Annotated in this window: 12 protein-coding genes; 8 read left to right on the top strand and 4 right to left on the bottom strand. The window is 53.4% G+C overall.

Annotation, left to right across the window (positions count from 1 at the left end; genetic code table 11):
* Window positions 1-16 precede the first annotated feature (16 nt).
* Both ACN0XZ_RS07545 and ACN0XZ_RS07540 read left to right on the top strand, forming a co-directional pair.
* Window positions 17-775: a DUF3667 domain-containing protein gene (locus ACN0XZ_RS07545; protein WP_417457123.1), complete on the top strand. Its 759-nt coding sequence runs from the start codon at window positions 17-19 to the stop codon at window positions 773-775.
* A gap of 62 nt (window positions 776-837) precedes the next feature.
* Window positions 838-1296 (top strand): type II toxin-antitoxin system RatA family toxin, encoded by a 459-nt coding sequence (locus ACN0XZ_RS07540; protein WP_417457122.1) that lies wholly within the window; start codon window positions 838-840, stop codon window positions 1294-1296.
* Here ACN0XZ_RS07540 and ACN0XZ_RS07535 read toward each other — a convergent pair.
* Genes ACN0XZ_RS07535 through ACN0XZ_RS07520 form a run of 4 tightly spaced genes read right to left on the bottom strand, consistent with a single transcriptional unit; the run spans window position 1286 to window position 4521 of the window.
* The gene (locus ACN0XZ_RS07535) at window positions 1286-1780 is read right to left on the bottom strand and encodes a CinA family protein (protein WP_417457121.1); all 495 of its coding nucleotides are present in this window, start codon (window positions 1778-1780) and stop codon (window positions 1286-1288) included. The genes ACN0XZ_RS07540 and ACN0XZ_RS07535 overlap by 11 nt on opposite strands.
* A complete protein-coding gene (locus ACN0XZ_RS07530; protein WP_417457120.1) occupies window positions 1780-2787 on the bottom strand; it encodes a YeiH family protein in 1008 nt (335 codons plus the stop codon). The genes ACN0XZ_RS07535 and ACN0XZ_RS07530 overlap by 1 nt, the downstream gene beginning before the upstream one ends.
* Window positions 2787-3305, bottom strand: a complete 519-nt coding sequence (locus tag ACN0XZ_RS07525; RefSeq protein WP_417457119.1) for a phosphatidylglycerophosphatase A — start codon at window positions 3303-3305, stop codon at window positions 2787-2789. Before ACN0XZ_RS07525 ends, ACN0XZ_RS07530 begins: the two co-directional genes overlap by 1 nt.
* A gap of 4 nt (window positions 3306-3309) precedes the next feature.
* A complete protein-coding gene (locus tag ACN0XZ_RS07520) occupies window positions 3310-4521 on the bottom strand; it encodes a bifunctional 2-C-methyl-D-erythritol 4-phosphate cytidylyltransferase/2-C-methyl-D-erythritol 2,4-cyclodiphosphate synthase (protein WP_417457118.1) in 1212 nt (403 codons plus the stop codon).
* A gap of 47 nt (window positions 4522-4568) precedes the next feature.
* On the opposite strand from ACN0XZ_RS07520, the gene dusB reads away from it, so the two are divergent.
* From dusB to trkA, 6 genes are all read left to right on the top strand, one after another.
* Window positions 4569-5555 (top strand): tRNA dihydrouridine synthase DusB, encoded by a 987-nt coding sequence (gene dusB / locus ACN0XZ_RS07515; protein ID WP_417457117.1) that lies wholly within the window; start codon window positions 4569-4571, stop codon window positions 5553-5555.
* Between the two features lie 35 nt (window positions 5556-5590).
* On the top strand, window positions 5591-6655 hold the full coding sequence (locus ACN0XZ_RS07510) for a two-component system sensor histidine kinase NtrB (protein WP_417457116.1): 1065 nt from the start codon (window positions 5591-5593) through the stop codon (window positions 6653-6655).
* The gene (gene ntrC / locus ACN0XZ_RS07505; RefSeq protein WP_417457115.1) at window positions 6642-8096 is read left to right on the top strand and encodes a nitrogen regulation protein NR(I); all 1455 of its coding nucleotides are present in this window, start codon (window positions 6642-6644) and stop codon (window positions 8094-8096) included. Before ACN0XZ_RS07510 ends, ntrC begins: the two co-directional genes overlap by 14 nt.
* Before the next feature lie 151 nt (window positions 8097-8247).
* Window positions 8248-10530: an ATP-binding protein gene (locus ACN0XZ_RS07500; RefSeq protein WP_417457114.1), complete on the top strand. Its 2283-nt coding sequence runs from the start codon at window positions 8248-8250 to the stop codon at window positions 10528-10530.
* 21 nt (window positions 10531-10551) lie between these two features.
* Window positions 10552-11943 (top strand): sigma-54-dependent transcriptional regulator, encoded by a 1392-nt coding sequence (locus ACN0XZ_RS07495; RefSeq protein ID WP_417457113.1) that lies wholly within the window; start codon window positions 10552-10554, stop codon window positions 11941-11943.
* 41 nt (window positions 11944-11984) lie between these two features.
* On the top strand, window positions 11985-13358 hold the full coding sequence (gene trkA / locus ACN0XZ_RS07490; protein ID WP_417457112.1) for a Trk system potassium transporter TrkA: 1374 nt from the start codon (window positions 11985-11987) through the stop codon (window positions 13356-13358).

Below are 13358 nucleotides of genomic sequence, written 5' to 3'. Positions count from 1 at the left end.
ATATTATGGGGGGTATATGTCGCAACCGGTTGACGTTATCGATGATACTGAATGCCGGAACTGTGGTGCCGTTCTCACGGGGAAATACTGTAGTGCCTGTGGGCAGCGCAGTCGCGGTGTTGGCCTTGATGCGGGGGAACTGGCGTCCGAAGCTCTCGATTCAATTGTAAAAATAGACGGGAAACTTTGGCGCACTTTCCTTGGGCTCACCAAAAACCCTGGGCTGGTAGCGAAAAACTACGCTCAAGGCAAGAGGGCGCGATACGTCAATCCGCTCCGCTACTGTTTTGCGGCCGTCGCTATATCAATAGCCGCGACGATCTGGACCGGCGAGTTCGATGCGATCAGCGAAAGCCTTATTTTCGTGCAGTTGGAAGGCGCTGCAAATGATCCTGTGGTGCAAGAACTCAATACCTTCCTCATGCGTTACCTCAATATTATGTCGCTTCTTACCGTGCCCGTATACGCCTTCGTGCTCATGCTGTTAACCCGGCGCTCTGGGTACAGTTACGCCTCTCACTTTAGCTTTGTATGTTACGTTGTGGGGCAGGGCGCACTTCTCGGCGTTCTGGGTACGTTTTTTAACAGTTACGTCTATTTTCTGGGTATTCTGCCGTCACTGATGATTACCAATTTTGTCTATATCTACGGCGCTATGCGATTTTATGGCCGTGGAATATGGGCCTCCACACTTCTTATCAGCACGTCGTTTTTTGCTTATATGGTCATACTTTTTGCCATTATCTACCCGCTTTTTATCCTTGATATCCTTTAGTAGGAACAGCCTTGCGGCTCATCGAGGCGACAGCTATAAAGCCTTCAAAAGAAGGATGATTGGTGCCGCATTTCAGCGAAAAAAAAATACTGCCTTACACGCAGGAACAGCTTTTCAGGCTAGTGGCCGACGTTGCGCACTATCCTGAATTCCTGCCGTGGTGTACCGGCGCGCGGGTTTACAATCGTCAGGAGAACCGCTTCGATGCCGATGTAATCATTGGTTTTAAGATGTTTAGTGAGCGTTTTACCTCGCGAGTACGCCTGGAGCCCAATAGCAAGGTTGACGTCGACTATATTCGAGGCCCAATGAAGAGGCTCTACAATCATTGGAAATTTACCCCTGAAGGGTTTCACTCGTGTCTTATAGACTTTGAGGTGGAGTTTGAATTTTCAAACCGGATGCTGAATCAGATGATTGGTGGATTGTTCGGAGAGGCCTGTAGAAAAATGGTCCAGGCGTTTGAAGAGCGCGCCGCAGCAATATATGGCGAGCCACGCGAAGATGAGGCTAATCCTTAATCGCTTCGAGAACGAGCGACAGTGCTTTTTCTGTTGTTAATGTTCTTATTTCATCTCGTGGTCTGTCACCAAAACGGCATTCAAGCGCTGTGGGGGCCATGCCCTGCATCGCAACACCAATCCATACCAAACCGACGGGTTTCTGGGCACTGCCGCCCCCTGGGCCCGCAACACCGGTGACAGACACCGCGATATCACCACGTGAATTAGCAAGCGCACCGTATGCCATCTCTTTAGCGACAGCCTCCGAGACAGCGCCAAATCTGTTTAGACTTTCTGCGCTTACATCGAGCATCTGATGTTTTGCTTCATTGGAATATGTCACAAACCCACGCTCAAAAACATCTGAGGAACCCGGCACCTCAGTGAGCGCTGCGGCGATAAGACCGCCTGTACAACTTTCAGCCGTCACAATCTTGATCCCTCCAGCGCGCGCTTCTGAGAGCACGGTTTCTGCCAAGGTATATATTTGTTGATCGACCATCAGTTCACCACATAGGGCAGGCACAGCAAAACAAGTACTGCGAGCCACACCGTCTCAGCTACCATTAATAGGATGGGGCGCCAGCCCAGCGTAGCAATGCTCTTGAGGTTACTCTTCAATCCTATGGCAGCAATGGCGGTAATGAGACATGTTCTCGAGACAGTGGTCAAGCCGGACTTGATCTCGCTTGGAATGCTGATGAGGCTGTTGAGGATTACCAACAGCACAAACGCAACCAGAAAGCCGGGAAGAAGTGGCGGTTTTTTACCTGTTGCCATTTCGGCACCACAGGTGGCCCGAAATACCATTACAAATATCAGCACGACAGGGAGCAGGAGCGCCACGCGCATCAACTTGGTAAGCGTGGCGAGGTCACCAGCCTCTACAGATATAGAGTAACCAGCACCGACAACTTGGGCTACATCATGAATAGTGGCGCCGATAAAAATGCCAGCCTGTGTTTCGCTCAGGTCAAGCATGCCGCCGATCATGGGATATATAATCATGGCGAGCGTTGATAGCGCTGTGACACCCACAACAGCAAAAACTGTGTCCCGTTCTTGAGAGTCGCTTTTCGGCATGATTGCAGAGATCGCAAGGGCGGCTGACGCGCCGCAAATAGCAACCGCGCCACCTGTAAGGGCACCAAAACGGTGCTTAAGTCCAAACAGGCGTGCTATGACTAGACCAAACAAAATGGTGAGTGCAACCCCGGCAGCCATCAAGGCGAAGGTTTGCCAGCCTAGTGCCATCACATCAGACAATGCGATGCGTAAGCCAAGGAGTGCAACGCCAATTCGTAGGACTGTGGTGCCCGTGAATGCGATACCAAGCTGGCACTTGGGGTCTTCATGAAGGAAGTGCAACGCCATGCCCAGTAGAAGGGCAAAAAGCATTGCTGGGGCACCATAGTGTTCGCCCAGGAAACTTGCCGCCAAACCCACAGTTAGAGAAATTATAAATCCGGGGAATATGCTGGCAGTGCGTTCTTGAATTGAGGATACCATTAATATAAACCATCTAACAAACCTGTAATTTGAAGAATGATTATACCAAAGCCGGCTAGAATGCCAGCGACAAGGTCATCCACCATCACACCGAATCCTCCGGCGACTTTTTTGTCTAACCATCCGATGGGCCATGGCTTGATGATGTCAAAAAACCTGAAGAGCAGAAAAGCAAGCACATAGAGGATAAGTGAGGGTTCAAACATGGTGAGCGGAACTAGCGCAAGCCACTGGCCCGCTACTTCATCGATGATGATCTCAGGTGCATCATGAATACCGATACGAGCTTCAATCTTATTGATCGCGAGACTTGATACGACGGTTAAACCGGCAACGAGTACAACGAGCGTTATGGCGTCAGTTTGAAGTTTGAGTAGGCCGTAACCCATAAGAACGCCGAGGAGGGAACCCCATGTTCCGGGCGCTGGCCTGAGCATGCCCACGCCTAAACCTGTGACAAGCCAAAATAAGGGAGACTTGTTGCGGTCATGCCATGTCCGAAGCGAGGTTTTAGCCATATTGCTATCCTTTCAGCGGAAGGCGAACGGTTGCCGTTGCTTGGGCGGCAATACCTTCTTCTCGGCCTGTAAAACCAAGTTTCTCGGTAGTTGTGGCCTGTACGCTCACGCGGTCGATATCAATATTCAGAAGTTCCGCTATGCGTGCTCTCATCGCTGCATTGTGCGGTCCAATTTTCGGCTTTTCGCATATCAGGCAGACATTGACGTGCGCAATCATGCCACCCTTCGCTAAAACCCTGTCTCTCGCGAATGTGAGGAACCGATCACTTGGGGCACCCCGCCATTGTGCGTCTGTAGGCGGGAAATGCTGCCCGATGTCGCCGTCAGCGATAGCGGCGAGGATAGCATCGGTGAGCGCATGCAGGCCTACATCTGCATCTGAATGACCCTTTAGCTTTTTTGTAAAGGGCACTTTCACACCACAAAGCCAGACATGATCACCGTCTTCAAACCGGTGCACATCGTAGCCGGAGCCAACTCTGATATCAGGCAGTTGCGTCATGAAATTCTGTTCAGCTTTCTCAAAATCAGCAGCTGTAGTGATTTTAAAGTTTTCTGGGTTTCCTTCAACGATCTGTACCTGAAAACCAGTTGCTTCCATCACCGCACCATCGTCGGTGAGTTCGTTGCCGGTCGTGGCAGCATGCGCATCAATGAGGCTATCAAAATGGAAAGCTTGGGGTGTTTGAACCGCATATAGATGTTCCCGATCAACGGTATGCGCAATCACGCCATTCGATACGGATTTAAGCGTGTCTGTCACTTTGGTGGCGGGAAGAACTGCCTTTGCGCCACTTCTCAGTTCGATGAGAAGGCGTTCAATGGTAGCCGCATCGATAAAAGGACGCGCAGCATCATGGACCAACACAAACTCCGGCTCATGTTTCTGCAAGGTCATAAGGCCATTCTGCACACTTTCCTGTCTGGTGCCCCCGCCAAAGACCGGCGGCTCGATGGCACGATCTTGAGCGGCCATGTCATATAAGCGGGTGTCATCCGGGTGAATAACAACCTGAATAATAGCATCAGGGAGAGCACCTGAAAGGGCATCAAGTGTATGAGACAGAAGGGCTTTGCCCGCGATGGAGCGATATTGTTTGGGGAGGCCTTCGCCAGCCCGGCTACCGCGTCCGGCGGCGACGATAAGGACTGCAACAGGTGCAGGGCTCGGTTGCGAAATCTGAGGCTGGCTTTTTGTCATAACTTCTGGCATAAGCAGTGCCCAATATTTAGGCAGTGAAGTGTTTTAGGTAGTTAATGATGGCTCTTAGCATTGGTCCGGTAGAAATCAAAGACCCAGTTATCCTCGCGCCCATGTCTGGCGTGACAGATATGCCCTTTCGTCGTCTGGTAAAACGGTACGGCGCAGGGCTGGTCGTGTCTGAAATGATTGCGTCTGAGGCGATGATCCGCGCGACTGAGCGCAGCCAGAAAATGTCCACCAACTGTGCGGAAGAATTTCCCATGTCTGTGCAGCTTGCAGGCTGCGAAGCCAGCAAGATGGCGGAAGCTGCGAAGCTCAACGAAGACCGGGGTGCCGCTATTATTGATATCAACATGGGCTGCCCGGTTAAGAAGGTCGTTAACGGCCATGCGGGCTCGGCACTGATGCGTGACCTTGATCATGCTGGTGAGCTTATCCACGCAACCGTGAATGCTGTTTCCCTGCCGGTTACACTCAAAATGCGCCTGGGTTGGGACGACAGCAGCTTTAATGCGCCTGAACTTGCGAAGATTGCAGAACAGGCTGGTGTAAAGATGATTGCTGTGCATGGGCGCACCCGTTGCCAGATGTATCGCGGGCACGCCAACTGGAAGAAGGTTGGTATCGTCAAACAGGCCGTCGATCTGCCTGTAATCGTGAACGGCGACATTAACGAGTTTGACGATGTGACCCAGGCCCTTACCGATTCCGGGGCCGACGGCGTGATGATTGGCCGTGGTTGTTACGGAAAACCCTGGCTTATCGGCCAAGTGATGGAGTTTCTCCGCAGCGGGGAGCGCAAAGCATCGCCAGGCTTGCCTGAGCAGATGGAAACAGTACTCGAGCACTATGAAGATATGCTGCATCACTATGGTGTTGAGGGCGGTGTCCGCATCGCTCGTAAGCATCTTGGTTGGTATACAAAGGGCCTGCACAGCTCTGCTGACTTCAGGAATGAAATCAACCGTATGGATGACCCTTCCGAGGTCAAATCAGCTCTTCGGGAATTTTACCTGCCTCTTTGTGAGCAAATGGCGGCTTGATGCAAACCGGGGGGGAGGCATCTGAGGACATAGGCGTGCAGGATATTCTGCACAGCCTCTCTCAAGCCATATTCCTCATCAACAGTTCTAACCAGATCGTGAGTGTCTACGCTCAAGCGGAAACGATTTTTGAGCGCAGCAGGGAAAGCCTGTGTAACAGCCCGATCGCGCATCTACGCGGGGTTGGCTACGCAGCAGATGGCCTGGTAACCCGCGCGCGTGAGGAAAATACTCCTCTCAATAGCTATGACGTCTCGGTTATGCCGCCCATCGGCGATATCGAGCTGATGGATATGCATGCCCACCCGCACGGGGATGGGGGAGATATCCTGCTTTCGGTACAGCCCAGGCGGATTACCGCGTTTCTGGAGAAACGTGCAGAGATGGAGGCTGCGGCGCGCTCGGTGAGTGGTTTGGCTTCCATGCTGGCGCATGAGATTAAAAACCCACTCTCCGGCATCCGTGGTGCAGCCCAACTGATGGGACGTGCGCAAGACGGTAAACACGCCCGCCTGACCGAGTTGATCGTCAAGGAAGTTGACCGTATTAAAGGACTGGTAGATGAACTGGAGACCTTTAGTGCGCCGCACGCCCACACCAATGAGGCGGTTAATATTCATGAGGTGCTCGACCACGTTCTAGACGTTGCTGTCGCGGGCTTTGGTGCAAAATGCAGTTTTCGGCCCCGGTTTGACCCTTCATTGCCGCCAGTTTACGGGAACTTTGACCGTTTGATACAGGTGTTTCTCAATCTCGTGAAAAATGCAGTTGAAGCGGCAGGGCCAGAGGCTGACATTACCATCACAACCTCATACAGGCATGGGATTTGGCTCACTGGGCGGAACGGAGAGCGCATTCGTCTCCCCATCGAAGTGAACGTTCTTGATAACGGCCCCGGCATTCCTCATCACTTGCGCGGGCACCTGTTTGACCCCTTTGTGAGTGGCAAGGAAGGTGGCACCGGCCTTGGGCTGGCGCTGGTGGCACGATATGTGAGTGATATGGAAGGGACAGTTACCTGCGACAATAATCCCAACGGTGGGGCGCATTTTAAGGTACAACTGGCGTTGGAAGAGGATATGAACCGTGGCGCGAACTAAACCAACCATCATTGTCGCTGATGACGATATGGCAATTCGCCTTGTTGTCGGCGAAGCTTTGCGGCAGGAAGGCTGGATGGTTCTTGAGGCGGAAGACCTGCCCGAGCTGCGGCGGCTGGTGGAACGCGGGCAGGGTGATGTTGTCATCTCAGACGTGATGATGCCGTCAGGTAGCGGTCTTGATGCATTGCCGGCACTTCTGGAAAAGCGCCCGGACCTGCCATTCGTGATCATGAGCGCGCAAAATACCCTGTCGACCGCTATGGCGGCGACAAATAACGGTGCGTTTGATTATCTCCCAAAACCTTTTGATATTGATGAGTTAATATCAATTGTTAAGAAAGCACTTAAGGAGAAAGCCACCACACTGACCGGTGACCTGGAGCGAGACGAAAACCTCCTGATTGGCCGATCGCCTGCCATGCAGGAGATTTACCGCACGATGGCGAGGGTGGTGAAAACCGACCTGACAGTCATGGTAACCGGTGAGAGCGGCACGGGTAAGGAGCTGGTCGCTCGTGCCCTTCATGCGCATGGTCCACGTGCCAATAACCCCTTTGTGCCGGTTAATATGGCAGCTATCCCTCGAGAATTGATCGAGAGCGAGCTATTCGGGCACGAACGCGGCGCTTTTACTGGGGCGGAAACCCGTACACTTGGCCGCTTTGGGCAAGCCAAGGGGGGGACGCTTTTCCTTGATGAGATTGGTGATATGCCGCTTGAGGCGCAGACGCGCCTGCTTCGTGTGCTACAGGAAGGCGAATACCGTACGGTTGGCGGGCAAAAGAGCATCAAGTCAGATGTGCGTATTATCGCGGCGACGAACCGCAGTCTTCAGGCCATGGTGCGGTCAGGGGATTTCAGGGAAGACTTGTTTTTCCGCCTCAATGTGGTGCCGCTTGCTTTGCCACCCTTGAGGGAACGTCCCGGCGATGTTCCTGATCTAGCAGAGCATTTCCTTCGGAAGGCCGTCGATAAGGGCTTGCCACAGAAGAAGCTAACCGATGGTGCCAAGAAGGCACTGCAATCGTTCGATTGGCCCGGTAATGTGCGTGAGCTTGAGAACCTGTTGCAGCGTATATGTGCGCTATATCCGGGCAAGGAAATCAGCGGCACTGTCATCAAAACAGAGTTTGACCGCTCGACATCCGAGTTGGCGGGTGGTCCTGTCAGCATTATGGCAGACGTCAGCGGCGGCAACCTTGCTCAGACCCTGAGACTCCATCTGGATCAATATTTTGACTATCATGACGACGGTTTACCGCCCGCGGGGCTCTATCAGCGCATTTTAAGGGAGGTCGAACGCCCCCTCATCCAGAAGGTGCTGCAAGTCACGAACGGAAATCAGGTTAAAGCCGCAGAACTCCTGGGTTTGAACCGAAATACTCTCCGGAAAAAAATCCGTGAACTGGATATTTCGGTTAACCCTCGTTTGACCTAACTTTGCCATAGTCTTGGCTCAGCGTGTGATATATCTGGAACAATAGTGACAAATATGCATCATAGGCCGCATGTCGAAGATTAACCCGTTGCAAACACCTGAGTTAAACCCGGGCCCGCCCAAGCTTCCGAACCGTCGCTGGGCTCGTTTTATGCTTTGGTCACGGCGCCTGAAACTCGCGGGGCGCATTGAGATTGTTCTCTCCGTGCTCGCGGTGATCTCCGCTATAGCGACCTATATCGTGATGTCCCGAAAGTCCGGGCCTTTTGAGCTTGCTTCCGGGCGCACGATGCGCGCCCTTCTTGCGATCAACCTGGCGCTCTTGCTCGCGCTTGGCGTTTCAATCGGCCGATGGTTTGTGAGGATCTGGTTATCCCGCAAGGGCATGGCGGCAGGGTCACGACTGCAGAACAAGGTCACCGGCTTTTTTATTGCGATTGCCATCGTGCCTCCCATTATCATGACCGTGTTCTCCGCGCTTTTCCTGGAGTTCGGCATTCAATCATGGTTCAGCGATAAGGTGCGCTCTGCACTCAATAACTCGCTTGAGGTCGCAGAGACCTATATGATTGAGCACCGCGCCTCCATCGAGAAGGACATGCAGGCCATTGCGCTCGCTTTCAATCGGCTCAGTCCGCTCCAGCAAACAGATAGTCTGACGTTGCAGCAAGTTGCCTACAGCGCCTTGAACACTCGTCTGCTGTCAGAGGTGTTGTTGATTGAGATGCAGGACCTGGACACGGAAGGTGCAGTGGTAGCCCGCGCAAATCAGGGACTCGAACTTACAACGTCCCGCCTGCAGAAGAGCATGCTGGACCGGGTGCGTCAGGACGGCACGTTTGTCGCGTCAAACACGGCGGATAACACAGTGGTTGGCATGATCAGACTCAGCGGCTTCCTGCGTCCGACCTATCTCTATGTGGCGCGTGACCTTAACCCGCAAGTGCTTGGCTATCTGCAGGCAACAAGAAGTGCGGTCGCTGACTATGAAAGCCTTGAGGGCCAGCGCAGCAACATCCAGCTTCAGTTCAATGTTGTTTTCATTATCGTGGCGCTACTGATCCTCCTGGCTGCGATATGGATAGGCCTCTGGTTCTCGGCGCGGCTTGTAACACCGCTCTCTAATCTGGTAGATGCGGCAGAACGCGTGGGGCAGGGTGACCTTGCTGTGCGCGTGCCCAGCCCGCCCACGAGCGACGAGGTTGGCACGCTTAGCCGCGCGTTTAACCGTATGACGGACCAGATCGCACGACATCAGGATGCGCTGATTGAGGCAAACAGGGAGCTCGATGAGCGGCGCAGGTTCCTTGAAGAGGTGCTTGAGGGGGTTTCCGCCGGTGTGATCGGTCTTCAGCAGGACGGCACGATCTTCCTGCCCAACAGGGCGGCGGCAAATCAGCTTGGTATCGCTTATGAAGATATGATTGGCCACCGTCTCCACGAGGTTATTCCTGAGTTCGAAGGGTTGCTGCGCCAAAGTGAGCAGTCAGTCGCTGGCGAGGTGAAAAGTCAGGTTGTTATTGAAGTGAATGGCGAGACACGAACCTTGCTTGTGCGGGTGTTTGTGGAACGCGGCGAAGATGCGGCGGGTACTATTGGCGGCTATGTGGTAACATTTGATGACCTGACGGAACAGCTCGCTGACCAGCGCACGGCAGCATGGGCTGATGTGGCGCGCCGTATTGCACATGAAATTAAAAACCCGCTAACACCTATTCAACTTTCAGCAGAGCGCCTTAAACGTAAATATCTCAAAGAGATAGCGAGTGATGCTAAGGTGTTTAGTCAGTGTACTGATACCATCATCAGGCAAGTCGGCGACTTGAGGCGCATGGTGGATGAGTTTTCATCTTTCGCACGGATGCCGTCGCCAATCCTCAAGGAAACTGATATCGCGGATGTCGTGAAACAGTCTGTGTTCCTGCAGGACGTAGCGGCCAGCCGCATTCAGTTCTCCACTCGGTATCCAGCGGAGACCCGCACGTTGATGTGTGATGGCCGTCTCGTGGGGCAGGCGCTCACCAATATCCTCAAAAACGCTGTGGAATCTGTTACCGCCCGAACAGAACGCGACATGACGGAGGGTGCGGACACCATTGAGCCAGGTTTGATCAAGGTTGAACTGGTGCAGGACAAGGATCGCACTGAAATCCGGGTCGATGACAATGGCCTCGGTCTTCCACAAGAACAGAAGGACCGCCTGATGGAGCCTTATGTGACGACGCGGGCCAAAGGTACGGGGCTTGGTCTTGCGATCGTGCGACGCATTATGGAAGAGCATGGCGGCACGGCGCGAATTGCAGACCGGACGCCTCTGGGGGCAAGGGCTGTGCTTGTGTTCTCGCACCGCGCACTTGAGAAGAAAGCTGCAACAGCCGAGGCTGAGAGTTCAGATAGTAATGCAAAGAAAAGTGGCGCAGCGGCCGCAGAATAACGACTAGGGAGTGAGCCAGTTATGGCGCTTGATATACTGATCATTGATGACGAAGAAGATATCCGCGAGCTTGTTTCCGGCATCTTGGAGGATGAAGGCTACAGCACCCGTACCGCACACGATAGCGACAGCGGGTTGGCAGAGATTGAAGCCCGCCTTCCTTCCCTGATGGTGCTCGATATCTGGCTGCAGGGGAGCAAGCTGGATGGGTTGGAAATTCTGGAACTTGTGAAATCTCGCCACCGGGACTTGCCTATCGTCGTTATCAGTGGGCATGGCAACATCGAAACAGCCGTCGCGGCCATCAAAAAAGGCGCGTACGACTTCATTGAAAAACCATTTGAGGCGGATCACCTGTTGCTCACCATACAGCGTGCAACTGAGGCTGACCGTCTGAAGCGCGAGAATGAGGAACTCAAGAAACGTTCTGCCTTCTCTGTTGATATCACGGGCAGGAGCCACGCAATCAATACAGTCAGGCAGAATATTGAGAAGGTGGCCGCCACAAACAGCCGTGTGCTTATCAATGGTCCGTCTGGTTCCGGTAAAGAGGTGGCAGCGCGGCAAATACACAGCCGCTCACACCGTTCAGGCAGTTCATTTGTCGTCATCAGCGCCGCATCAATGGAGCCGCACCGGATGGAGCAGGAGCTTTTTGGTGTGGAGCAGAATGGCGGTGTGGTTAAAACAGGCCTGTTTGAGCGCGCTCATGGCGGTACACTGTTCATCGATGAGGTTGGTGATATGCCGTTGCCAACCCAGGCTAAAATCCTGCGTGTGCTGACTGATCAGGCGTTCGAGCGTGTTGGCGGCAACACTGGCGTTAAGGTTGACGTACGGGTGATCTCAGCCACCAGCAAGGACCTCTTGAACGAGATCAGGGAAGGGCGTTTCCGCGAGGATTTGTACCACCGTCTTAATGTGGTCCCTCTCAAAATGGCGTCTTTGTCGGAGCGACGTGAAGATATACCGATGCTGGCGCAAAACTTCCTTGATGCCCTTGCGGAAGCGACGGGTCGCCCAAAAGCCAAGCTGGCCGATGACGCCATCGCGGCACTGCAGTCGTATGACTGGCCGGGCAACGTCAGGCAGCTTAAGAACATTATGGAGCGCTTGGTTATCATGGGTTCCGATGAGTTCGATAGTGAAATTGGTGCCGATCAGCTACCGCAGGAGATAAGGTCAGGCTCAAGCGATCTGTTGCACTCAGGTGGCAACAGCGCCATTATGACCACGCCGCTGCGGGAGGCTCGGGAGGCTTTTGAGCGTGAATATCTGAAAGTGCAGATCAACCGTTTTAGCGGGAACATCTCGCGAACGGCGGCATTTATTGGTATGGAACGCTCTGCACTACACCGTAAGCTCAAGTCGTTGGGCCTTACGGGGGTGTCACGGGGTGAAGAGGTCGAATAGGGCCGCGACAATAGAGTTTTCAGGAAAGTCGGTTTGAAACGATGAAAGTTATTGTTTGTGGTGCAGGGCAGGTGGGCTTCAATATTGCGAAGCACCTCGCTGACCAACAGAATGATGTGACGGTGATTGACCGGTCACCTGAACTCATTCGCAAGATTAGTGAATCGCTCGATATTCAGGCGCTTGTGGGTCATGCGTCGGACCCTTCAATGCTGGAGAAGGCAGGTGCCGCGGACGCGGAACTCCTGATCGCAGTCACATGGTCTGATGAAGTGAATATGGTGGCCTGCCAGGTGGCGCATTCGCTTTTCAGTGTTCCGACCAAGGTTGCACGTATCAGAAATCAAACCTACCTGAAACCCATGTGGGGTGACCTTTTCTCGCGCGAGAATATGGCGATCGACGTCATTATCTCGCCGGAACTTGAGGTTGCACAGGCGCTTCATCGCCGCCTGCAGGTGCCGGGCGCCTTCAATATGGTGCCATTTGTGGACGGCAAAGTACGGCTTATAGGTTTGGTGCTTGATGAAAACTGTCCGGTGGTGGATACACCACTTCGGCAGCTAACAGAGCTATTCCCAAATCTGCAGACCACAGTGGTTTCCGTTGTACGCGGCAATAAGATTTTTGTGCCGCGAAGCGATGACCAGTTGCAGGCCGGTGACGCCATTTATATTGCTGTTGACGCCGCCACCACTGAGCGTGCAATGGCTGTTTTTGGCCACGAAGAGAAGGCCGCGCAAAGGCTTGTGATTGTTGGTGGTGGCAATATTGGGCTGTTCCTCGCGCGCCTTCTGGAGCAAACCGCGCGAACCAACGTCAAAATCATTGAGTATGACAAGGAACGTGCGGCAGTGATCGCCGAAAAACTTAAGCACACCGTTGTTATCAATGGTGACGCGCTTGACCGCGAAATCCTGCAGGAAGCGAATATTTCGCAAGCGGATACAGTTGTCTCGGTTGCGAATGATGATGAAGTGAACATCTTGTCCTCGCTTCTTGCCAAGCAGCAGGGTTGCCCGCGCGCTATCACACTGATGAATAACCCGATATACGGTAGCCTCGTGGGGTCGCTTGGTATTGATGTTGCGCTCGACCCGCGCGAGACTACAGTTTCCAGCATTGTGCGCCATATCCGGCGCGGGCGTATCCGCGATCTCTACAGCATTTTTGAAGGCAAAGCCGAAATCATCGAAGCTGAGGTTATTGAGGGGTCAGTTGTCGCAGGTAAGGCTATCGGGGCGCTCAGGCTCCACGGTGATGTCAAGTTTGGCATGATTGTCCGGGAAGATGAGGCGCTCGTGCCGCATGCTGACACTGTCCTCCAAGGCGGCGACCGGGTTGTGATCCTCGCGCTGTCTGAGGCTGTGAAGAAGATCGAGCAACTATTCTCCGCGCGAGCGGACATCTTCTGA

This window comes from Kordiimonas sp. (assembly GCF_048264555.1).
GTDB lineage: Bacteria > Pseudomonadota > Alphaproteobacteria > Sphingomonadales > Kordiimonadaceae > Kordiimonas.
This window is presented reverse-complemented; position numbering and strand designations above follow the sequence as displayed.

Excerpts from the sequence above, each read along its gene's own strand:
- ACN0XZ_RS07545 (WP_417457123.1), top strand. The coding sequence starts at position 17 with ATGTCGCAACCGGTTGACGTTATCGATGATACTGAATGCCGGAACTGT.
- ACN0XZ_RS07535 (WP_417457121.1), bottom strand. The coding sequence starts at position 1,780 with ATGGTCGATCAACAAATATATACCTTGGCAGAAACCGTGCTCTCAGAA.
- ACN0XZ_RS07530 (WP_417457120.1), bottom strand. The coding sequence starts at position 2,787 with ATGGTATCCTCAATTCAAGAACGCACTGCCAGCATATTCCCCGGATTT.
- ACN0XZ_RS07525 (WP_417457119.1), bottom strand. The coding sequence starts at position 3,305 with ATGGCTAAAACCTCGCTTCGGACATGGCATGACCGCAACAAGTCTCCC.
- ACN0XZ_RS07520 (WP_417457118.1), bottom strand. The coding sequence starts at position 4,521 with ATGCCAGAAGTTATGACAAAAAGCCAGCCTCAGATTTCGCAACCGAGC.
- dusB (WP_417457117.1), top strand. The coding sequence starts at position 4,569 with ATGGCTCTTAGCATTGGTCCGGTAGAAATCAAAGACCCAGTTATCCTC.
- ACN0XZ_RS07500 (WP_417457114.1), top strand. The coding sequence starts at position 8,248 with ATGCTTTGGTCACGGCGCCTGAAACTCGCGGGGCGCATTGAGATTGTT.
- ACN0XZ_RS07495 (WP_417457113.1), top strand. The coding sequence starts at position 10,552 with ATGGCGCTTGATATACTGATCATTGATGACGAAGAAGATATCCGCGAG.
- trkA (WP_417457112.1), top strand. The coding sequence starts at position 11,985 with ATGAAAGTTATTGTTTGTGGTGCAGGGCAGGTGGGCTTCAATATTGCG.